This window comes from Trinickia caryophylli, assembly GCF_034424545.1.
GTDB classification, from domain to species: Bacteria; Pseudomonadota; Gammaproteobacteria; order Burkholderiales; family Burkholderiaceae; genus Trinickia; species Trinickia caryophylli.
Genome location: NZ_CP139971.1, coordinates 298,984 through 320,661, shown reverse-complemented (window position 1 = coordinate 320,661; position 21,678 = coordinate 298,984). Strand labels below are relative to the sequence as shown.

13 protein-coding genes are annotated in these 21,678 nt (G+C 64.7%); 7 read left to right on the top strand and 6 right to left on the bottom strand.

Going from position 1 to position 21,678, the window contains the following annotated elements:
• Positions 1–14: 14 nt before the first annotated feature.
• From U0034_RS20720 to U0034_RS20705, 4 genes are all read right to left on the bottom strand, one after another.
• On the bottom strand, positions 15–581 hold the full coding sequence (locus U0034_RS20720) for an Hcp family type VI secretion system effector (RefSeq protein ID WP_085225222.1): 567 nt from the start codon (positions 579–581) through the stop codon (positions 15–17).
• A gap of 25 nt (positions 582–606) precedes the next feature.
• Positions 607–2,919 (bottom strand): type VI secretion system contractile sheath large subunit, encoded by a 2,313-nt coding sequence (gene tssC / locus U0034_RS20715; protein WP_085225224.1) that lies wholly within the window; start codon positions 2,917–2,919, stop codon positions 607–609.
• 449 nt (positions 2,920–3,368) lie between these two features.
• On the bottom strand, positions 3,369–3,617 hold the full coding sequence (locus U0034_RS20710) for a hypothetical protein (RefSeq protein ID WP_085225226.1): 249 nt from the start codon (positions 3,615–3,617) through the stop codon (positions 3,369–3,371).
• A gap of 56 nt (positions 3,618–3,673) precedes the next feature.
• Entirely contained in the window at positions 3,674–4,657 is a 984-nt protein-coding gene (locus U0034_RS20705; protein WP_085225228.1) for a sigma-54 interaction domain-containing protein, read from the bottom strand.
• A 1,156-nt stretch (positions 4,658–5,813) separates the two neighbouring features.
• Here U0034_RS20705 and U0034_RS20700 point away from each other — a divergent pair.
• The gene (locus U0034_RS20700; protein ID WP_085225230.1) at positions 5,814–7,649 is read left to right on the top strand and encodes an HrpF/NolX family T3SS translocon protein; all 1,836 of its coding nucleotides are present in this window, start codon (positions 5,814–5,816) and stop codon (positions 7,647–7,649) included.
• Positions 7,650–7,742: 93 nt separating this feature from the next.
• Here the strand turns inward: U0034_RS20700 and U0034_RS20695 are convergent, their stop codons facing one another.
• Positions 7,743–8,108 carry a hypothetical protein gene (locus tag U0034_RS20695; protein WP_139831118.1) on the bottom strand — a complete coding sequence of 122 codons (366 nt, stop codon included), beginning with the start codon at positions 8,106–8,108 and terminating at the stop codon, positions 7,743–7,745.
• 72 nt (positions 8,109–8,180) lie between these two features.
• Here U0034_RS20695 and U0034_RS20690 point away from each other — a divergent pair, with 72 nt between their 5' ends.
• Entirely contained in the window at positions 8,181–8,573 is a 393-nt protein-coding gene (locus tag U0034_RS20690) for a hypothetical protein (protein WP_139831119.1), read from the top strand.
• Between the two features lie 21 nt (positions 8,574–8,594).
• Here the strand turns inward: U0034_RS20690 and U0034_RS20685 are convergent, their stop codons facing one another.
• Positions 8,595–9,944 carry a S8 family serine peptidase gene (locus U0034_RS20685; protein WP_158243510.1) on the bottom strand — a complete coding sequence of 450 codons (1,350 nt, stop codon included), beginning with the start codon at positions 9,942–9,944 and terminating at the stop codon, positions 8,595–8,597.
• A gap of 371 nt (positions 9,945–10,315) precedes the next feature.
• On the opposite strand from U0034_RS20685, the gene U0034_RS20680 reads away from it, so the two are divergent.
• From U0034_RS20680 to U0034_RS20660, 5 genes are all read left to right on the top strand, one after another.
• Complete coding sequence (locus U0034_RS20680) at positions 10,316–11,017, top strand: TorF family putative porin (protein WP_085225240.1); 702 nt, start codon at positions 10,316–10,318, stop codon at positions 11,015–11,017.
• Positions 11,018–11,482: 465 nt separating this feature from the next.
• Positions 11,483–14,782 carry a hypothetical protein gene (locus tag U0034_RS20675; protein WP_085225242.1) on the top strand — a complete coding sequence of 1,100 codons (3,300 nt, stop codon included), beginning with the start codon at positions 11,483–11,485 and terminating at the stop codon, positions 14,780–14,782.
• A 380-nt stretch (positions 14,783–15,162) separates the two neighbouring features.
• Positions 15,163–15,894, top strand: a complete 732-nt coding sequence (locus U0034_RS20670; protein ID WP_085225244.1) for a hypothetical protein — start codon at positions 15,163–15,165, stop codon at positions 15,892–15,894.
• Complete coding sequence (locus U0034_RS20665; RefSeq protein WP_085225246.1) at positions 15,891–17,552, top strand: metal-dependent hydrolase; 1,662 nt, start codon at positions 15,891–15,893, stop codon at positions 17,550–17,552. Before U0034_RS20670 ends, U0034_RS20665 begins: the two co-directional genes overlap by 4 nt.
• 223 nt (positions 17,553–17,775) lie before the next feature.
• Positions 17,776–21,618, top strand: a complete 3,843-nt coding sequence (locus U0034_RS20660) for a hypothetical protein (protein ID WP_085225248.1) — start codon at positions 17,776–17,778, stop codon at positions 21,616–21,618.
• The last annotated feature ends 60 nt before the right edge of the window (positions 21,619–21,678 follow it).

The window sequence follows — 21,678 nt, the reverse complement described above, 5'->3', positions numbered from 1 at the left end:
GCGGCCGGCCCCGCCTAGTCGGTGAATTGCCCGATCGGCCGGTTGCGTGCGATGCTCCACCCCGCCGCGAGATTCCCGGCGGCCTTCGTATCGGCGCGCTGGACCGTATAGGTCCAAAGTATCTCGGTGAAGTTGAGCTTGAACTGCTCCGTCGGCATGTCGTCCGGATGCGACTGAAACTGAATCTCGCTGATAATCGCGTCGCGCAGTTGGAACGTCATGATGTTGCCGGTGTTCTCGCCCGAGTTGCGCGCGATGTAGAGCTTCGTCGGCGCACCCGGCCCGGCGCCGAGCGGCTTGGCCCGCAGGCAGTAGTCGTAAAGCTTCACCGAGGTCTTGTCCACGTACTTCGTGCAGGTGAACTCGGTGATGATCGGCCGCCCGGACGTGCGCGCCGAATTGCTGACGTCGGTCGTGATCTGCTGCTTCATGCCCTGATGCACCGACACGAGTTCCATGCATTCGCCGAGCGCGAGCACGGAATCGCGCCATTGGTTGTCGATCAGGCTCCCGCCGTTGCCCCAGTTGTTGGGGCCGCCGAACACGTCCGGGTCGCCCGGTTGCAGCAAAATGAGGTCCATCGTTCGTTCCTTGGGTCTTGTGGAATCAGCTCGCCTTCGGCAGATCGGCAACGAGGCGGATCGACGTGGTCAGCTCTTCGAGCTGGAAATGCGGCTTCAGAAAAAGCGTGGCCTTGTAGGCGCCCGGCGCACCGGGAACGTCGGTCACGACGATGCTGGCCGAGCGCAGCGGATAGCTTGCCTTGACGTCCTGCGTGGCGTTGTCGTCGAGCAGCACGTATTGCGCGATCCAGTTGTTGAGGTAGGCCTCGAGCGCGCCCCGGCTCAGGAAACCGCCTGTCTTGCGCCGCACCATCACTTTCACGTAGTGCGCGAAACGCGATGCCGCAAGCATGTAGGGCAGCCTCGCCGAAAGCTGCGCGTTCGCATTGGCTTCGTCCGAGAGGTAGACGATCGGCTTGTTGATCGTCTGCGAGCCGAAGAAAACCGCCTGCGACGAGCCTTTGCTGTGGCATAGGGCGATGAAGCCCAGGTCGCTGAGCTCCTTCTCGCGGCGGTCCGTGATCGCAACCTCCGTCGGACAGAAGAGCACTTCCGAGCCGCGATCGTTGCGGTATTGATAGAGCGGCAGGCCATCGACGAGCCCGCCGCCCTCTTCGCCACGGATCGCGGCCGTCCAGTGGTAAAGCGCGAACGCATTCGTGATCCGCTGCGCGAGCGCATAGGCCGCATTACCCCACAGAAACTTGTTGGCCGCATCGACCTGCGTCGCCTTCGCTGCTGCCCCCTCCGTACCGGCGCTGCTTGCGTCGCTTGTCGAACGCGCACCGTCCGACCAGATGTCTTCGACGTAGTTGAAACCCACCGGGGTCACCGTATAGTCGTACGGCAAGCGCAGCAGCAGACGCGGCAGCACGAGCGTCGCATAGCGCGAATCTTCGGTTTTGCGGAATTCGCGAAACGCGATCCAGTCGTTTCCTTCGAAGAGCTTCGCCAGATCGCGAGGCTTGCCCAGTTGCGAGAAGTCCTGCAGCGCGAACATCGCGGGGTCCGCGCCGGCGATCAGAGGCGCGTGCGCGGCCGCTGCCACCTGCGTCAGCTTGTTTAGAAACTCGACGTCCACGGCGCTGTTGGAGATCGGATAGTCGAGAATCAGCACGCTGAACGGATGCCCGCCGAGCGTTCCGTACTCCGCCTCGTAGATCAGCTTGAAAAGCGTGCTTTGATCGAACTCGACGGCGTTCTCGAGATCGCTCGACAACTCCGCGCGGCGCGTGTTGAATATCTTGAGCTTCAGCATTTCGCCAGTCTCGGTGCTCGCAACGAGACCGGCGATGCTGCGCCATGTCGACTCGAGCCGCTGGAACGACGGCGCATGAAGGATCGCATCGAGGTTCGCGCCGAGGAAGCCATCGATCGCCACCACTGCTTCGTCGATCCAGATCGCGGCGCGTTTTGCCGGCGGATTCGCGGCCGGAATGGCCGCGAGCACCGTCTCGTTGAAATGGCCGATAAGAACCAGCGCGTCGCGCCAGTCCACGGGCCGGCCGGCGGACGCGGCGGCGGGTGCGCCCGGGCCGCGAGCAGGCGCGTCCGCGCCCGCCTGGCTCTGTGCGTTCCCGTCCTTCGGCGCATCCTTCGCGGTATCCCCCGCATCGGTTTCCTTCGCAGCTTCGACGGGTGTTTTCGGCGCGCCGGCCGCCTGCGCTTCGGGCGCCGGCGGCTGTGTGGAAATCAACCGCCCCATCAGTTGCGGCAGCACGTTCTCGGCGCTCAGGTTGTCGGCCTCGACGAGCGCGCCGCTTGCCGCGGGCGTCACATCGAGAACAGCCCACGCCGGCTCGCCGCCCGGCTTCGTCTTGTCCGTGCCCGGCGCGTACTTGTCTGCGATGGCCTTGCGCAATGCGCCCTGCTCCGGGGAGCAAATACGATCGAGAACGGCGGCGAGCTCGTCGTCGATCTCGGCGCGGGCCTGCAGCCCCCGAACGCTGCGCCGCGCCGTATTGCGCGAGCTGAGTCGCGGCACCTGCTCGACCACCCGCATCGGCGAGAAATCATCGAGCGTGCCGAACACGAGCTTCGTGCCGTCGTGCTCGGCCTGAGCACCCGCGTTCGACGGCGGCAAAGCCACATGGGCGAGGTCGACGCACGCGCCGGACGCCTTCATGACATCGAAAATGTTGTCGCGATCGATCTCGATGAACTCGCGCTGCTTGTACGGTATCGGCGTCTGAGCGCCGCCCCCGTCGCCAGCGAGGTCCGCAACGATGCCGACGATGAACGGTAGCTGCGTCGCCCGCTGGGCTCCGCCCGTCTCGACGTCGTAGGTGATCCTCACGCGCGGCGGTCTCACGCGCGTCAGTTTCTGCTGGACGTTGTCGTCCTCGATGAACCCCATGTGTTCGCCTCGCTTCGATCGGATGAAATGGAAAAGACGAATCGCGTACGGCCCGACCGCATCTCTCCTCGCGCCGTCGTTATACAAGGTCCGTGCCAGTTCGACGCGCCGCCCGAGACGCAGGCGGGTCAACGCTGCGCGCGACTACATGCATGCGCGGGAGGCTGCCGGTTGGGTGCCGAATCACCCTGCGCCCAACGGCGCAAGACACATTCGAACGGCGCAAAGCACGAGCGCGCGGCCCATGCTGCGCCCGCAGGGTCATGGGTGCGTCGCGACCCAACGTTGGGTGGACCGGGCGTGATACGGATCGGGGAAGCCGAGGCGGAGGACGATCAGAAAAGCAAGAGAGGAAGCGAAGGAGCGGCAACCCGCGTGTGCAGATTCATCCGGCTGCGTTGCCGGCGCGCGTCAACGCAGTGCCGCTTCGGAAAGACAACGGCGACGCGCTACTCGCCGTCGGGATCGTTGGTGGGGACCGCACGCCAAAGCTCGCGCCCGCCGATGGCGACGCGCGCAATACGCCCCTCGTCGCGCAGGCGCTCGAGCGCGGCCTGCGTCAATTCTCGCGAGCCGAGCGTGAGGTCGACGCCGACCCAGAAGTGCATGATGCCGTCGATCGTATCGGCGGCGCGGCGGTTGCGCTCGAGGTACGACGCAATGCGAGCGGCGATGCTCGCAACCCGTTGGTCATCCATAGGGCGATTCCATCGCAACGATGCGGCGTGGCACCCGAACTAAACGTGAATGCCGGTCAGGTTGTGCGATCGCGCGCAAGACCATGCTTGCGCACGAGCTTGCCGAACGCGCTGCGCTCTTCGCCAGCCAGACGTGCCGCTTGTGAAAGATTGCCGTTCGACTCGGCGAGCAGCCGCCGGATGTAGTCCGCTTCGAAGCTGGCGATGGCCGCCGCTTTTTCGTGCTTGAAACTGCGCGGCCTCGACTCGTCTTCGCCCCCCGCTCTGGCCAAGCCCGCGAGATCGTCTTTCGGCAGACCGAGCCGCACGAAGTCGTCCTCCGCCAGTACGAAAGCACGGTGTACGGCATTCTCGAGTTCGCGCACGTTGCCGGGCCAGCGGTGGCTGCGCAGGTGTGCGATGGATTCCTGAGGCAACCGCATCTCGGCCCGCGCGTAACGTACGCGCAACCGCTCGACGAACGCCAGGGCGAGTTCGACGACGTCGTCTCCGCGCTCGCGCAACGGGGGAATGCGTAGTGTGACCACATCCAGCCGGTATAGCAGATCCCGCCTGAATTGTCTCGCCTCCACGAGCTCGGCGAGGTTGGCATTCGTCGCGACGACGATACGCACATTGGCGCACCGGGTTTTGGCGCCGCCGACGCGACGATAAGTGCCGTCTTGCAGGAAGCGCAGCAATGCCGCCTGCGCCCGCAGCCCGAGCGCATCGACCTCGTCCAGAAAAAGCGTGCCGCCCTCGGCCTCGCCGATCAGCCCGCGGCTTTCGAGCTTAGCATCGGTAAAGGCACCTCTTTCGTGGCCGAACAATTCGCTTTCCACGAGCGTTTCGGGCAATGCGCCGCAATTGACGGGAACGAATGGCGCTTGCCGCCGCTCGCTCAGGTAATGAACGGCACGCACCGCCAATTCCTTTCCGGTGCCTGTTTCGCCGAGCACCATTACAGGCACGTCGACAGTTGCGATCTTCTCGATTTGCCGCCTTACCGCTTTCATGGCGGTAGACGAGCCGAGAAGATTCAGGTGGACGAACGGATCCATGCGCACTCCCGAACTGGCCCTCGTAGCCGGATGCAGGAATCCGGCTGTTCTTTTGAGCGACGCGACAATGCGGCAGCGTGCAGTGTAGTTGCACGGGCATTACCGCCTGTTGGTCTCCTGCGCGGGCAAGTGTTTCGAGAATTTCGGTCAGCCGGCGCGTATGGAATCGTAGAGGTAAACGTACGAACTTTGAAGTACTTTCCGCGAAAAAATCGCGCGATCCCGCTCCCTCCATTTGCGCATCGCAAAACAAACGCTATGCGAGAAAGTTGTTGCAAACAAATTTCGAATAAGACCGTAATCATGTTCACTACGAAAGCACGGGGGCGGTTAACGGACATCCACGCGGAAACTTTAGCGGAAATTGTGGGCGCGAACGACTTTCTCCCGAGGCGTGCGCGGTGCCGAGATGAATCAGTCGTCCTTGATGCCATGGCGAGTCGGTTTGCGCTGCACGGTCGTCACCGAGGCTGTCGATTTTCGATCGCGTCCACGAACTCCGAGCCATGTTTCGACGTGGGCGCGATGCCCCTGCCGATTTCGGCGATGGGCTGGCGCGTAAAGCCGGGATCGAGTGTCAGCGCAGGCAGTCTAAAAGCCCGCTTCGCCTTGGGCTCGCTACCTTTTCCACGGCTACTGCTGCTACTACTGCTGCTACTCGCCGCCCCGGGCGAGCCGGGTCCGCTGGCGCCGGCCGATGCCTTTCTCTTCTTGCTGGGGTCACCTTTCATTTCGCATCTCCATGGCTATCGGCAGGCAGAGCACGCACGCGACGCAAGTATCGAGCCAGTGCAAGCCAGGAAATCGGTCGTGCCCACAGCCTCGGGGCAACCGGGCCTTCGACCGCAGCAGCGGCGGGATGACGGCCACACCGCCGGGCGAAACTGGGGTGGATTTCACCCAGTACCGGGTGAGATCCACCCCATGTCAGGTATCGGCAAACACGTGCATACCACTCCTGAGATTTCGCTGCCACCACCCAACTTTCGCCGCCCCTTGGCACGAACGAAAGCCGCACCCTCTAGGCTGGCATCCAGGCGGGCGCTCTCGCCTTGACTCGGCGCGGCCGCAAGGCCGAGGCCGTGCCTGCGCGTGCCCACCTGCTCGGAACCGATGTTTTGCAGCTATCCGTAACTCCAACCCTAGGGTGCATATCATGTCGCTCAACACCGTTACACCGTCGAGCAGTACGTTCTCGACCAGCCCCGTCCCAACGGACACTGGCGGCACTCAGCAGCCGGTCGACGACACGAGCGCGCGCATCAACGCGCAGATCGATTCAATGTTTTCGTCGTCCCTCAGTTCGCTCGTGGGCAACGATTCGGACCCGGACTCGACCATCACGCATAGCCAGAACGACCAACAGTCGTCCGCGGCACAGGACGCGTCCACCCCGCAACAACAGCAATCGACAGTCACCTGGAACGGCGGCACGCTGACCGATCAGCAACTGCAGATCGTCTCCGTGCTCGATCGCCACAAGGATCAATGCCCGCTCGAGATCGACAACCTCGACGCGAAGATCAACGACCCGTCCACGCCGCCCGATCTGAAGGCCGCCCTGCAAGGGCTGCAGCAGGATCCGCAGCTCGCGATCGCGATCGGGTCACAAGGCGACGGTCGCTGCGGCGGCAAGATCAAGGCCAAGGACCTCGAGAAGTTCTCGGAGAATCATCCGCAAGTGGCTCAGTTCAACGAGCAGCAGGCGAAAAGCTATGTGAACAACTACATCCCTTCGGATGGCTCGAGCAACGGCAAACCGCAGGTGATGACAGAGAGCGATGCCCTGCGCGAACTGTACAAATACTCGGAAAACCTGCCCAAGAAGATCGATCAGGACCAGCTCAAGCAAATCGTCGACGGCGATGCGAAGACGGGTAAAACGCCGCCGCAGGTCATTGCGGCCGCCCAGTACTTCCGCGACCATCAGGATGCCTGGAACAAGTTGTCGGGCGACGGCCGCATGAGCAGATCGGATATCGAGGAGGCCGCGGCATCGTCGATGCACCTGACACAGAGAGAGACGAAGACGCTCGATACGATGAAAGCCAATCAGAATGCCTTCTTCGGCAGCGGCGATCTCACGCGCGACAAGCTCTCGAGCATGGTCAACGATAAACACCTCGACAAGGGCGTGCGCGACGCGGCCAAGCAGTTGCTCAACGATCCCGTTCTGTTCGGCATGCTGAACAATTCGATCACCGGTTACAAAACGCATCACGGCTTCTTCAGCTTTGGCGGCGGTCATACCGTCGACTCGGGCAACATCAGCGGCAAGGACTTCCAGCACTTCCTGGACAACATGACCCCGGCGAACAAGGACGTGCAAAAGCCGCAGACGCACGAGCCGAAAACGGACGCTGAAAAGAGCGCCGTCGTCGACATGATGATGGGTACGGCCGATCAGCCCGACATCAAGACGCCGAAGCACAACGGTGGGTTCCTGCAACATGCGCTCGACGATGCGCTCAAGATCGGCTCGAAGGTGCTCGACTGGGAAGCCACCGCGTTGAGCGCCCTGAGCTTCATCCCCGCGATCGGGGAAGTGGCCGACGCCGCATCGATGGCGATCGAAAGCGAATCGCAAGCGATGAACGTTCTGCATGCCGCGATCAGCGGCGGCAACGTCAAACAGGCGCTGGAAGAAGCGGGTCTGAGCCTGGCCGCCCAGGCCGTGGGCGATATGGCCGGCCCTGAAGCCAAGCTCGCGATGAAGGAAGGTCTGACGAAGAAGGTGCTCGAAAAGGCCGCGAATCAGGCCATCGATATTCCGGTATCGGTTGCGAAAGACTATACCGAGAACTATCTCGGCAACCTGAAGACCCGCATCGAGATGGGCCCGCTGCAGGAGCAGTACAACCAGCAGTTGGCCATGCTGCGAGGGGACGACTCCACGTTCGCATCGACCTCGGCGCAGATCGATGCGTATATGGCCAACGCGCCTCAGGACAACCGCTCGAACCCGTACGCCAATACCTCTCTGGCGGCTTGACGCCGCACTTCCCGCTCCGCTCGGCGCCGCGTGCGGCGTCGAGCGGTCATCCCGGAACCGGGGCTCTGGTCGCTGTGCGTTGCCTGCAGTGGTTCAATCGGAGGCGGGTTCGGCAAAGCGCACGCCCGGCGCGGCACGCAACACTTCGATTGTTCGATCGACGTCGCCGCTCGCCCCGAGCGGCGCGAGCGAGTAGATGCCGCTTTCGCCCGGGCCACCGACGATCTGCAGCTTCAGCGATGCAAGCAGCGCCTGCAACCGGCCGGCTGCCATGCCGTCATCGACGACAAGCCTGATCGTTGCCCGCGGCATCTGTCGCGATCCCGCGGCGGCGGGACGTATCCGAAACAGCGTGCGGTATGCCGGGCTCGTGCGATCGCTTTCCGGCCGTACCCCCATCGCCACGAGCGCACCGGCCTGAAGCACGACGATGGCAGCCAGCACACAGGCAAATCTCATCGCCGGTCCACTGCGGGCCGGCACGGCCGATACGGCCGATACGGCCAATACGGCGGACACGGCCCTTGCCTCATGCTCGACCTCGTCGATGCGCCGCCGCAGATTCGCGAGCCCCGATTCCATCTCAGGCCCGCAATGCCTGCCCGATCTCAGGCGCCTATACAGCGTGCGCTCGTTGATCAGTTCGGCCCGGCAGCGCCGGCACTCACGCAGGTGCCGGGCCATTTCTTCCGCATCATTTTTCGACGAACGGCCGTTGACGATCCACGGCAAACATTCCCATACGCGCAGATGCACGCGCTCATCGTCGATGCCCCTCATAATCGTGTAGAGATCCTCTCACAGCGGCCGGCGCCGGTCGCGAACCGCGGCGCCGCACATGCGGGCGCCGCGCGTGCGATGCGGGCGCGACCCGGCGGCCAGCCGCGCGTTGTTCGAATGACGAAACGGCTGAATCTGCCGTAGGGAAATCGCGCCCCTGGCGCGCTACCGCGACGCCACGGCCGAGCAGACCCCGCCCGCGACGGCGGCCAGGGCGTTGCACGCGTTGACCGTCTGCTGCGGGCCGGGGCCGCTTACGCTACCCTTGAGCGCCGTGTAGAGGCGCGTGGCGTCGAGATGCGGGGCAACGGACAGCAGCAATGCGGCGATGCCTGAAACGTAGGCCGCCGAGAATGACGAGCCGGAAAGAAAATCGTAATGGCCGCCCGGCGTGAGCGTCAGCACGTCGCGCCCGGGAGCCTGGATCACGCCGCTCACGCTCGAGCCCGGCAAGTCCGCACCGATGACGTTCGGCACGCCGACCGGAAAAGCGCGGCGGTCGCCGTCCGGCGGTACTGCGCCGACGACGACCGCGCCATGCAGTAACGCATATTCGGTCAATTGGGCAAGCAGCGGATCCGGCGGCCCGGTGAGACTCAGATTGATCACTTGCGCGTGCGCGGCGATTGCGGCCGAAAGCGCCTCCGCCAGCGTCAACGAATTGCAGGCCGAGGTTGCGGTACCGGGCACGCGCCAGCAGGCTTTGAGCGCCAGAATCCTCGCACCGGGCGCGACGCCGAGCACGCCCTGGCCGCCCGTGGGGCTGGCGGCGATGACACCTGCGACGGCCGTGCCGTGAACGTCGCGATTGAAAAGCGTCTTGTCGCGCTCGACGTAATCGCGCATGAGTTCGATCTTGCCCGACAGGCCCGGATGCGTCGTATCCATGCCGGTGTCGATCACCGCTACGCGCACACCGTCGCCGCGCGTCACCCGCTGTGCCGCAAGCGCATCGATGTCGCGCAGGCCGTGCTGGAGCGGCTGATAGTTGCTTTCGTAGCCGGGCGTCGTGCTCAACGTGTGAAACGACTGCAGCGGCTCGGCCAGCCTCACGCGCCGGTCATGCGCGAGCTTCGCGAGAATTTCGTCGCGCGCGCGTGCATCGGCGGCCTCCAGCACGGCGCAATGGACATGCAGCGGCAGGATCGGCCACGCGGTCACCTCCTGCAAGCGGTAGTCCTTCGCCAGCGTGGCCATGGTGGCACGCGCACTGCCGTAGGCCACATAACCCGGCGGGCTGCTATAGCCGCCCGCCGTCGTGCCGGCCATCACCGGTACCGATTCCGAAGGGTTGTCCACCGCAATCACGACCATCCTGTCGACGGCTGTATACATCCGGGCAACCACCGCGGGATCGGCATCGTTCGCCGAAGGCGGGATGAGGGCGGAGCTGCCGCAGCCGGCAAGCAGGAGCACCGCAAACGCGCCCAGCCACGCCGGCCAGAGCGATAACGCATATCGCGTACATTGCGCATATCGTGCATATCGCGCATATGGTGCTGCATTCAGGTTCATCGGCGTCATCCTCAACTCGCGCACAACCGACACGGCGTCGACGTGCGAATTTTGCCATCGCGTGCTGCCTATGCGGTACGCCCCGCCATCGGAAAAGCCGATGCCCACGATAGCGCACCTCCATGAGTGTCGCCGTGCGTCCCAAATGTTGCGACAAAGCGACCCTGGGTCGAGATTTTTTTCGTTCTGCTTTAGGATGCGTTTGCGGATTGCAGTGCGCAGACGCATCGTCCTGCCCCCTTGGGACGCACGCAGCCGGGAACGCTCCGGCCCCATGTTCCGCCCCCACGGGTCAAGTTGTCGTTCATATGAAGTCGAGGTGTCGTAAGAGCCCGCTCGCGCCGCGTCCGCCCGGGACGGCAGGCGCACGAATGATCGCTGTTTTAGCCGGGCTCGCTTTCGTGCTGCCGTCGCCAGCCGTAGCGTCCGACGCGTGGCAATTCGAACTCAGCGCTGCCACGGGCGCGGTCACGCGCGGGCTCGTCGATAGCAACAAGGCACCGACAGTCGGCGTGGGCGCGAACTGGTACCCCGACCCGAGCGGCGGTTTTTTCATTGGCGCCTCGGCGTTGTCGATACGCAATTCAGCCTTCTCGCAGACGGGGGCCAAGATCGTGGCCGACGCCGGCTATACATGGCGTCTCGACGCCGACTGGACACTGCAGGCCATCGTATCGCGCTACCAATTCGCACGCGTGCCGTTCGCGGGACGGATGGCTTACCACGAACTCGAATTGCGTGGCGGCTGGCGCGACTTTCTCTTTGCCTCGTTGACCGCTTCCCCCGATACGGCAATCGGCTGGTCTTCGAAGACGAGGGCTTTTTCGTATGACGTCGCGGGGCGGTTGCCGCTCGAACACGGCTTTTCGGCAACGGCCGGAATCGGCTATTACGACCTGCGCGCGCAGGTGGGCGGAGGCTATGTCTATGCGGATGCCGGACTGACCTACCAATACCGCACCGTGCAATTCGATCTCTGGTACATCGGGACGCAAGCCCCCGCGGCAACGAGAGCCAGAATGGGCCCACTCCTGTCCCACGGCTGGACCGCCGACGTCGTCTGGCACTTCTAGCGCAATTCCTCGCTGCTGCGAGAGGAGCCGGACCCGGCAACACCCCTGGGCTTTAGCCGGCAGGGCCGGTGCTGGCGCAATCGGACACGCTCTCCGGGTGCACCGCCATGCACGGCAATTCGCCGCCGGCGAGGCGCGCCTCGCGCGTGCACGACGTGCCCCGTTACCTCGGCCGGCCGGCTTCGCCCGCTTCCCCGCAATTTCGCCGCGACGGAAGCAAATCAAATAATGGCCACTGACGATAACGACACAAATTCTTACAAAAGAAGCGTTATACCGATTTAGTGATCCGTATTCAAAAGATGAAATTTGCAATCCCCCCAACAAAAACGGCTGAGAAGGACGGATCGCATTATTTTGTCGAATAATGCGCTATCGCATTTTCCCCGCGGCGGCCCGGATTGCCCGCCAGCCCGATCGAGTCGATCGCGCTTCCTTTTCCGCGTTCAATGCAAGGAACGGAAAATGTCCGGCAGAATAACGTCGCCCCCCATGGCATCGAGCAGCGTTGCTTCGCATGGCAACGAGCCGGTGTCGGACACAGCGCGTGGGAATGATTCATCGGCCTCCACCGATTCGAATGCCGCGCGCCGACGCGGCAGTGGCGGCATGCTCAGCCAGTTGCAATCGACCGTCAAGCGAACGTTGCGCGCGACGTCGAAAACCGTCGCCTTTCCGTTCTACACAAAAACGAGCACGGCGCCGTCACGTGCCAGACCCGCGCCCGACGTGAAGCCGGCCGAGACGCCACCGCCGCGCCGCATGGGTCCGCCGCGCGCGCTTGGCCACAAGCACGAACGCAACATCGATGCGATCGTGCCGCAGTCGAAGGCGATCGACGCACGCGCGGAGATCAGATTCGGATTACCCGAAGACATGCATACGCCCGAGGGTGCCACGCGTTACATCGGCACGCAATGGCGCGAGGTGGAAGCCAACGGCAACTTCTCGCCGGCCGCCGTCGACCGCCTGGCCACCGCAATAGCGGAGCGTGTGCTCGCGGGCCCGGTCGGCACGCACGGGAGCGTGCCCGCTGACGGCCATCGGCAGGCTGCTTCCCACGCAATCATGCTCTCGGACGCACTCGCCCATGCCACAGGCGGAGATCCGGTGCGCGCGCATGCCGCGCTGCATGCGCTGCTCGACGGCGCCCACCACGAGGATCCGCGAGTGCGCGCCGACGTGCTCGCCACGCAGATCGCGCTTGGCGCGTCAGGTACCGGGCTGCAGACCTTGCTCGCGCTCGCGCCTCACGTACTGCCGCCGCACGAGGCAGGCGACGGCGGCGCACCCGAGATCCGGCGCGAGGCGTTCCGGCACGCGTTGCGGGCCGCGGACCATCTGCTTCGATCGAAGCCCGCCGACGAAATCGGCCCGACGAGCCTCGAAGAACTGGCCGCGCTGGCCGATAAAGCGCTTCCGGTCGCGGAGCGCGCGCGCACCAACAGCAGCCGCGTGGCGGCCCTCCCCGCTACGCCCGAGCCCATGCCGGCCTGGCTCGCGAATCCGCACAATACGCTTGCGATCAAGGCGCTGCAGGCGGCAAACGCGTTGCGCGCCGATCCGGCCGCGAATTGTCCGCCCCATCAAGCCGCGGCCTACATGGCGTGGCGCAACGGCTTCGAGCGCGAAGGGCCCGGAACGGATCTCGAGAAAACGCAGCAGCGCTTTTTCAAGCTTTTCACGTATACCGAGCGCGCGGCGAAAACGGGTTTCGGCGTGCGTGCGCTCTCGGGCTTCCTCGGCAAACAGAAATCGCCGCTGTCCGCACTGCAGAATTTCGGAACGGGCGGCTTGCTGCTCGGCCATCCGGAGCAGGAATTCGCGCGCTTTACCGACACGGTCGACGCCTTGAGAACGCGGCTTGTCGAACAGATCCAGAACCCATCGGCATCGCAGGAATCCAAGGCGCGCTATGCCGTACGCGTCGCAACCCTCGATCAATGGCAGGCACGCATGGCGGTGAAAGGGCTGCGAAGCAGCTACAAGCTCTCGTCGTCGGACCTCAAGAAGATCGAAGTCCGCGCGCGGGCGTTGCTGCCTGACCGGCCAGCGCTCGGCCGCAACGAGGAAACACCGGCGAGCAACGAATCGCGCGAAAGGGCATCCGGGGGGGCCGCCAGCCCCGATCTGGTTATCGTCGGCGACGATGAGGGGCGCCGCACGCGCAACAGGGAGGCGGTACGTGCCGAATTGAAAACGCTGGGCAAGATGTCCCCTGAACAACTGCGGGCCTGGGCAAACGAATCGTGGAGCGCGGCGGACGACGGCGTGCCTGCCTACGTCACCGAAAAAATCGATACGCTGCAAACGCGCCTCTCGGGCGGCGGCATCCGGCCGAAGCCCGGCGACGCCAACACCCAGTTCGACGCAATCGGCGAACTCGTCCGGCAGATGCCCGACACCTATGACGTTCGCTTCACGAGCGGTGGCACGCTCGGCGTCGTGGGAGTGCCGCCCGAGTCGCTGAAGGCATTCTCGAAACATTTGAAGGTGCCGACGTTCACCGCCGTGCCCGACGTCGGTTATGTCCAGGGACGCAACGCGGTGATCGACGTCGGCTCGAATCAGCATTTCGGCCACATCTTCATCGGCTCCGACGTGCGCAGAACCGCCTACCTCGGCGCGGGCGCTTTCTTCGGCTGGGGGCTCGACAAGAAAAGCCATTTCAGCGCCGGCGTATCGGGCGGCCTTCGGCGAAGCTACGAGCGGGGCGGGCCGCGCGGCGTGACCATCCGCACCCGCCGCTCCGACAACGAACGCCCGGGCAGTCCCGATGCATGGCGCACGACGATGCTCGACATACTGGATACCGTGCGGCACGCGGGCCCCAACGACGAAGCACCGCGCAACGCGGGCGAAATGTGGGGTGGCGTGGTTCAGCGGTTTTGGAAGGACCCTTCCGTGTCCATCAACTGGACCGATAACCGCGATAAGACGTCGTCCACGACGGCCTCGGCCGGCGCGACCTTGCGCGGAGGAACCGCGAAGACCAAGTGGGGGCCGTCGCTGGGCGTGAGCCACCGAAGTGTCTCGCAAGCCAAGAACCGGCTCGAGGATCAAACCGGCTCGCAAGTGCTCAACACCGCGACGAACAGCAGCGGCCGCGCGACGTCGGTGTCGGCCTCGCTGGTCGAAGGCATGCCGAGCGCCGCGATGCCGCATCACAGCGGACACCTCGCAGCGCTCTCGTTTCCTTCTCAGCCGTACGTCGGCATCGGGACGACGTTGTTCGCGACCAACACGAACGCCGCGCTGCGCATCGCGCGCGACGGCGATCAGACGATCCCGGAGCATACGTTCAAGGACACGGAGTTCGGCACGTTCAAGGATTTCAAGCAATTTGTCGACACTTACCGTTCCGAATGGCTCACGTCTCTGGGCGGCGGCGACGAAGCGCGCAAAAAGCTCGACACGTGGGTCGCCCGGGTAAGGGAAGGCGCCGACGCGGGCAATCTCATCATGGGCGAGCGTGCCCATATGACCCGGCAGGCCGGGAAAAATATGGACTTCCTGTTGCATCGCAAACAGCGGCTCGCGCGGCTCGAAAAACCGACCCCGGCGCAGGCCCGCGAACTTGCGAGAATCGATGCTGACATCCGGCAGGTGCTGGGCAACGAAAACAGTTGGCGTCGTGCGTCGCTGTACGTGCTCGAGTCGATCGGCACGCAACGCACGCTCGGCCTGTCTTTCCTGCTCAACGCGCAGAGTTCGCAAAGCGTAGGCGGTGTGCGTGAAGTGGCGGCCCTTTCGGCCTCGTCGTAAATCACCCTTCCAGCCGCCGCGTGCCTCGGGGCGAGTTGAGCGACGCTTTGCTCGCCCCGCTCCGATCAGCATCTGTCAATCCCTCCGCGCGGGCCACGCAGCTTGCGCGTATCCCTTCTGCGACCGCGTCACGCGTGCCAGGGGTGCACTTCTCTTTCGATTGCACCGTATTCCTTTTTACGCATCCTTTCAATCTGTTTTCGTATCGCATTAAAAATACACCATTTATCTCCAATAAAATCTCAACGAATCTCAAAAAATACCAGTTCATCGTACTAACAGTTTTTCTTAACGAATTGTCATAAGCGTGACATGCCGCCCGAGTGAAATCGTAGCTCGTTTTAATCAATGCGACTTTCGCTCGTTTCTCCGCTGTCGTCATGCCTTACGACCTTCGAATTTTCGCGCGGACTGCCGCGCCCGCCTGCGCCAACGAACCGATTCATGTCCGCCTGCTCACGCACCGGGACCTCTCGGCATTGCTCGAACTCGAGCATGAAAAATGGGACGTCGATCAGGCCGCTTCGCAAGACGCGCTGCGCGCGCGCATCGACGCGTATCCGGATCTGGCCATGGGCGCGTTCTGCACAAGTACCGGTCGTTTGCTCGCATCGTTGTTCCTGAGGCCGGTGCCCGACGATTTTCATCGCACGGCCACGACTTGGCGCGCGTGCGCGTCCTTACCCGTGCCGCGCCGCAGTACCACACTTTTCGGCATCAGCTTGAGCAGCCGAAGCCAGCCGGCGGTCGATGCGCTGCTGCGGTTTTATTGGCCACGCGCGCTCAGGCAAGGTTGGCGCCGCATCTATCTGGGCTCGCCGATACCCGGCTTGCGCGAGTGGCTGCAAGGCCACCCCGCGGACAGCGTGCGACGGTACGCGCGCGCCACGCGCAGCGGTCGCCCGGTCGATCCACAGTTGCGCTATTACCGCGCACGCGGTTTCAACAAGATTGTGGCCATCAAGCCCGGTTATTTCCCGCATGAACGGTCGCTCGACTATGGCGTGCTGCTGAGAGGCACCATCCCCCTGTCCAGCCTTGCGCCGCTCTGGGCCCGGTTGCCTCCTGCCGTCGTGCAACGCATCACCCAGGCACTCGCCGGACTGCTATGACCGCGCCCATGCATCGTGCCGCGCATGGCCCTGCCCGCTGGCTGGCGGATGTGCCGAGTGCGCTCTTCTTATGCGTCGTCGCGCTCAATACCGTCTCGATCGCTCACGCTACACAACCCGTCGCGCGCGGCTTGCTCGTATTGTTGCAGGCATTGTTGCTGGCCGGCTGTCAGGAAGCCAAGCATCTGTGCGTGCACGGCACATTCTTCGCCAACCGCCGGCTCAACGATGCGGCCGGGATCGTGTGCGCCGCGCTTGCAGGCGTCAACTTCGCGTCTTACCGGTATTTTCATTTTCAGCATCACCGGGCCACGTGCACCGATGCGGACCCGGAGGGCCTGCTTTACATGCGCAGTTGGGCCACACGATGGATCTGGCTGCTCGCACCGCTCGAGTTGCCGTGGGTCGCGTGGCATCTCAACCGAATCGGCGGCCCCTTGGTGCCCTGCGCGCACAGCGGCCTGCGTCGAGCAGCGCTCGCATGGATGGTGGCGTTCGGCGGCCTGCTCGCACTTGCCGCATGGTTCGCGCCGCACGCACTCGTGTGGGCCTATGTCGTTCCGCTTGCGCTGTGCGCATGGTTCGACTTCCTGCTGACGCAGGCCGAACACTACGAGGCGCCTATCGTGCCGGCCGCGGCCACGCCCCGCCCAGGTGCCTCGACACTCGATATCGTGCTGCCACCCGGCCTTGGCTGGCTGACGCTGCATCGCTCGCTCCATGCCACCCATCATCGCCACCCCGGCATACGGTGGTTCGAAGCGCCTCGCCGTGCGCGCGCGGTCTCGCCGGCAATGTCCGTTTCCTATTCGGCGTTCGCGCGCCGCTGGCTGGCAGGCGGTCCCAGGCTTTGGCAACCCATCGCCCGTGCAGAGGTGCGCGGCCCTGCCCAGCCCGATCGAGTCGCACCGTCGCGCACTGCCGCGTCGGCGAGCGGCGCACGCGTCCACTGGAATGGCTCGCTCGTGCGCACCCGTGCGTTCGACGCCTTGTCGCTGCTGCTGCCGGCCGGTGAAACGTTCATGATCGCAACGCTGTCGATCTGGCGCGCGCAGATGGGGTCTGCGTTGGCGCCGCGCCTGCGCGCCGAGGTCGGCCGCTTCATCCGCGAGGAGCAGGCCCACCAGAGGGTGCACGAACGATACAACGCCGCGCTGGTCGCCGATCTTCCGCTCGCGGCAGCCGCCGCGCAACGCGCGAGCCGTGCCGCTGACAGTCTGGCAGCGCTCGATATGCGAACGAAGCTCGCGCTCGTCGCCGCGTTCGAGCACCTCACCGCGCTCGTTTCGCGTGAGATCGTCGAACACCGCAACCTGCTCGTGCACGACGCGTCGCCCGAAAGCCGCATGTGGCGCTGGCATGCGCGCGAAGAAATCGGCCATTACGACGTGGCGATGGAAGTCGCTGCATATCACGGCCTCGGGCGTGCGCGGCGCATGTTCGCGCTCATGGTCGCCAGCGCGTTCCTCATGCACGACGTGCTGTGCGCCACGATCGCGCTTTGCCGCTGCGATATCGCGCGCGGCGCGCGCCGCCGTGCGGTTCTCGGCGATGCGCTCCGTTTCGCATGTGCAAGCCTGCCTTCCGTATGGCGCATGGCCGGCGGCTGGTGGCGCTACGTGGCCACTCGATCGCCGAAACCTCATGGGCACGCGTGAGCGCGACGGCTTCGGCCCGTGTTTGTCGCTGCGAGGACCGATATACACCTGCCCGCGCCGTAACACGCGCGTCGAGCAATGAGCCTGTTTTCATCGCCATCGATCGCATGCGTTTTGGGTTCGCCGAGACACACGACGTTTCGCTGCCTCTCCTGTTGCAGCCACACATCCGAATTACGGTGTAAATCGCCCGATATCGGGCCAACCGGTCAAGGTACTGCCCATGCCTCGCATCTTCTCGGCTTCGACGCCTGAAAATACGGCCCCGACGGCCCCCGCGACCACACCGGTCACCCCGGGCGCGCCATCCGAGCAGCGACCCGATGCTTGGCCTTCGCGCGGCACGATCAAAGGGCGTCTTGCTCAGTTGATCGACATGAAGCGCGTGGACCACCGGCCCGCGGTCAGCGCCGAGCGCTGGGACGAAGCGGCCACCACGGAGATTTGCGAGCGCTGGTTCGAAAGCCAGCGCCGGCAGCCTTCCGTCGTGGGCCTGTCGCGCCTGGTCGCGCTGAATTTCGAGCGCGCGCGGCCCGATGCAATCCCCCCCGAGCGGCGCGATCAGCGTCTGCTGCCCGAAGGCTCGTCGAACGATGCCTACTATCAGGAGATGATCGTCACGTTTCTGAAGACGATGGGGCTCGACAACACGGACGAAGTGCTCGACAGCTTCAAGAAAGCCGGCACGGGCGGCCTTCATCGCCTGCCCGTCAGCATGTCGTCGACAGCCGGCGGCGCATTGAGCGTGGCCCAATTGGCCGCTTCCGCCCACACGCCCACGAAAACCGCTTTATCAGGCATAACGGTGCTGCTCACCGCATTGACCACACGGCTTGCGTTCACTTCCGCGGAACTGCGGCTTCGCAACGCAGGCACGGAAGAAGTCATGCCGCTCGGCCGGGCCGATGCCGCACCGAGCGCCAAGGTCGGCCCCGACATCATGCGCGCGTCGATGCAGTTGCTCTGGGACTTGCGCAAAATCTCGAAGAACGTCGAGCGAATGGAGCAGGCCCAGGCCGAACTGCAAGATGCCAAAGCACGGCTCGCGAATCCCGACGCGGCCCCCGCCGAGCGCGAACGAGCCACGCGCGATGCGCGGGCCGCGGGCGAGAAGCTCAGCATTGCCTTCGCGCGCTTTTGCCTGCGCAACGAACTGAAGGCCGACTACAAGACCGCGGCCGACAGCGCGAAGATCGAGTACCACGGCAACAAGCGATATCTCGGCGTCAGCGTGGGGACCGGCGCGCTCAGCGCGACCACGACCATACTCGGCATCCTCACGCCCGTGATCGTATCGACGGCCGTGACGACGGGCGTGACGGCTGGTGCCGCTGTGATTGCTGCCCTGCTCTATGTCGGCTATCAATTGAGCCCCGGCCCGAGCAAGGACGGCGAGGCCAAGGCAAAGCGCGCAATCGTGGCACTCGCGAAATCGCTCGATCTGCTTGCCGGCAACGCCTCGTCGCAGCAAAAGGCGCGCGCCGAGGCCTACCGCACGTACGTGGCCGACAAGCGTGCGTCGTACAAGCCCGAGGCCCGTGCACGGGCCAGGCAAAAGCTGCTCGTCGCGCTCGCGGAGATCGCGCGTAACGACCGGACGGATAACGATCTCGACCCGTTGAAGAACTGGCTCGACTACGCCGCTTACCGACGTGAGGCAGCACAGGCCGGCGAGGATGCATCGGCGCTCGAGGCAATCGAGCAGCGCTTCGTCGAGGCGCATGCAAACCAGTTCAAGCCGGCAACCGCGTCCGACGGATGGAAAACGCCCGAGCGGATGCGTTTCGACAATATGAGCCGGCTTCTGATCGGGAAAGTCTCCGAATCGATTGCGTCGCTGCACACGTTCAACGAGAAAGCCAAGGCTGCCGCACCGCGCGATTCCCGGCGGGAGAGCATGGCGCGCGCACAGATTCATGCTGGCCGGCGCGCCGATATCAAGGCGAGCCTGCGCGATTGGATTCATTTCGAGCTTGCACAGTCGCGCATGAAGGCTGCGCTCTCCGAAAAAGACCCCGAAGCGGCGCGCGCGTCGCTGCGCGCGGCCGGCCAGGCACTCGCCGCCATCGAAAACGCGGATGCCCGCGCCCTCTTCAGCACTGATGGCCGCAAGCAGGTAGAGGCCACGGAGCGTGCAAAGCGGATGACGATCGGCGAGGCCGAGCGCTACACGATGACCAATGCCGGCCCGGCCGCGCTTGCCGGGCTCGTCAATATTGGCGGCGCCACCGCGGGGCTCGGGCTCAACATCGAGAAAGCAGTCAAGGAAAGCCACGGTATTCACCTGACGCCGCAGTACGGCGATCAAAACGATGCGCGCGTGCTCGCGCAAAGCAGCGCCCCGATAACCGCGCCGTACACGGCCGCACAGCGCGCACGCTTTCAGAAAACGGGGATGGCGAAGCTCGTGGGTACGCTCGCGCGCAAGGGCGAGCCGGTCATCGTCAAACTCGATCTGCCCGGGACCAATCCCATGCTGCTCGATCTCGGCCATCGTCATGTCGATGCCGAATTGGACAAACTGCTGGCCGACGTGGAGGCCATGCACGACATTCCGGACGAAATAGCGCTCGCCGTCAACGGTCGGAAGCTGACGTCGGGCAAGCTCAGCGGCACCACGTCGAACTACGAGTGGCGGTATCGGAAGGCCTCGCTGGGCACCAGGGCAAAGTTTCAATCGCAGCAATTGGCGATGCTCGCGAACAGCGTGGCCGTTTCGGTCTTTCCGCCGATTGCGCAGGCAGCCGCACAAGTGCCGCTCTCCATGACGCGCCGAGCGGCCGATCGCGGCAAGGCGATGAGTCTCCGTGTACGCGCGCAACTGACCGAGTTGAGCCGCGATGGTTCTCCCGCCGAAGCCACTGCGCCGCTTGCTTCGTCACCGGCACGGCATGACGGCTCCCCCGAGCAGGCCCAAATCCCGCCATCGCCCGCGCAAGTCGCGCAGACGCCGCCCGTCGCCGCGGACACGGCCGCCCCGGAGAGCGCCGGGCGCGTTCCCACTGCGTACGAACCCGCCGCAGCGGCACGGGCATTGGCGGTCATTCCGCTGCTGGGCGGCAACGAACGCGCCGAGCTCGCCCCCGCACCGCCGGCTGCGGTATTCCGCCCCAGGCCGGCCGCGCTCGCGCAACCGGTTGGCGACGCCGTGCGGCAGCAACGGATGATGCAAGGCGAAGGCGCAGCCGAGACGCATCGATGGTTTGCGGCGAACGGGATCGAAGCGGCATACAACAGCGGCGGCGCATCGATGGACTGCCTGATCATCTCGCTGCTGCAGCATGCGACGGGATGCTACGAAGCCGAGTACGAGCCACGGCTCGCCGCAGCCGCGGCCGGGTATCGGGCCGCCCTCGTCGAACGCTATCCGGAGATCGCCGAAGGCGATCAGATGCTCTACGACGACGAGCCCGCAATCGCAGCGCTATTGCAAACGATCAATGGCGATTACGGTGTCAGCATGGACCTTCAGCTCGTACTGCCCACCGTCGACGGGCCCGTGCGGATCCAATCCGCCGGCACCGGCACGGACCGCGTCGGCATCGTCATGTTCGGCAACCATTATCAGGCGCTTCGTCACATGGGCCCGACCGACACGACGTCCGCTGCTCGAGGCGAGCCGGGCACCTCGCCCGAGGCGAGCGCGCACCCGGCGCCGACACGCTCGAACGAACCCGTTTCGCCGATCGACCCGAGCGCAACGATGCCCACGCCCACGCGGCGCGACAAGGTTGCGGATTCGATCGAGCGCGTGCGAGCCTGGCTCGACACCGTACCGAACGAACCACCTACGGTACTGAACCGAGAGCCCGTCGGTCGCTCGGAAGCGATCGATACGCCGGCACAGCGCCGCGCAGCGCGGAAGAAAGGCCTATTCGCCTCGTCGGCCATGCCCGCTTCTGCCGCCCAATCGCCGCAGGCGGTGCGGCCACGCTCGAGTCGACCGTCGCCGTCATCGCTGCCGGTCGCGGCGAAGAAGCCGGCGGCGGGCTGGCCCGAACGGCTGCGTCGCAACGCCCAGGCGCTCTTCCGGAAAACGGAGAAGAAATCTCCGCCGGACGCGTAGCCGAACTCGGTGCGGAAGGCGATTCAAGGAATGCTGCGATCGCCTCCGGGAATGGCAGAT

Excerpts from the sequence above, each read along its gene's own strand:
- U0034_RS20720 (WP_085225222.1), bottom strand. The coding sequence starts at position 581 with ATGGACCTCATTTTGCTGCAACCGGGCGACCCGGACGTGTTCGGCGGC.
- tssC (WP_085225224.1), bottom strand. The coding sequence starts at position 2,919 with ATGGGGTTCATCGAGGACGACAACGTCCAGCAGAAACTGACGCGCGTG.
- U0034_RS20710 (WP_085225226.1), bottom strand. The coding sequence starts at position 3,617 with ATGGATGACCAACGGGTTGCGAGCATCGCCGCTCGCATTGCGTCGTAC.
- U0034_RS20705 (WP_085225228.1), bottom strand. The coding sequence starts at position 4,657 with ATGGATCCGTTCGTCCACCTGAATCTTCTCGGCTCGTCTACCGCCATG.
- U0034_RS20700 (WP_085225230.1), top strand. The coding sequence starts at position 5,814 with ATGTCGCTCAACACCGTTACACCGTCGAGCAGTACGTTCTCGACCAGC.
- U0034_RS20695 (WP_139831118.1), bottom strand. The coding sequence starts at position 8,108 with ATGAGATTTGCCTGTGTGCTGGCTGCCATCGTCGTGCTTCAGGCCGGT.
- U0034_RS20690 (WP_139831119.1), top strand. The coding sequence starts at position 8,181 with ATGCTCGACCTCGTCGATGCGCCGCCGCAGATTCGCGAGCCCCGATTC.
- U0034_RS20685 (WP_158243510.1), bottom strand. The coding sequence starts at position 9,944 with ATGAACCTGAATGCAGCACCATATGCGCGATATGCACGATATGCGCAA.
- U0034_RS20680 (WP_085225240.1), top strand. The coding sequence starts at position 10,316 with ATGATCGCTGTTTTAGCCGGGCTCGCTTTCGTGCTGCCGTCGCCAGCC.
- U0034_RS20675 (WP_085225242.1), top strand. The coding sequence starts at position 11,483 with ATGTCCGGCAGAATAACGTCGCCCCCCATGGCATCGAGCAGCGTTGCT.
- U0034_RS20670 (WP_085225244.1), top strand. The coding sequence starts at position 15,163 with ATGCCTTACGACCTTCGAATTTTCGCGCGGACTGCCGCGCCCGCCTGC.
- U0034_RS20665 (WP_085225246.1), top strand. The coding sequence starts at position 15,891 with ATGACCGCGCCCATGCATCGTGCCGCGCATGGCCCTGCCCGCTGGCTG.
- U0034_RS20660 (WP_085225248.1), top strand. The coding sequence starts at position 17,776 with ATGCCTCGCATCTTCTCGGCTTCGACGCCTGAAAATACGGCCCCGACG.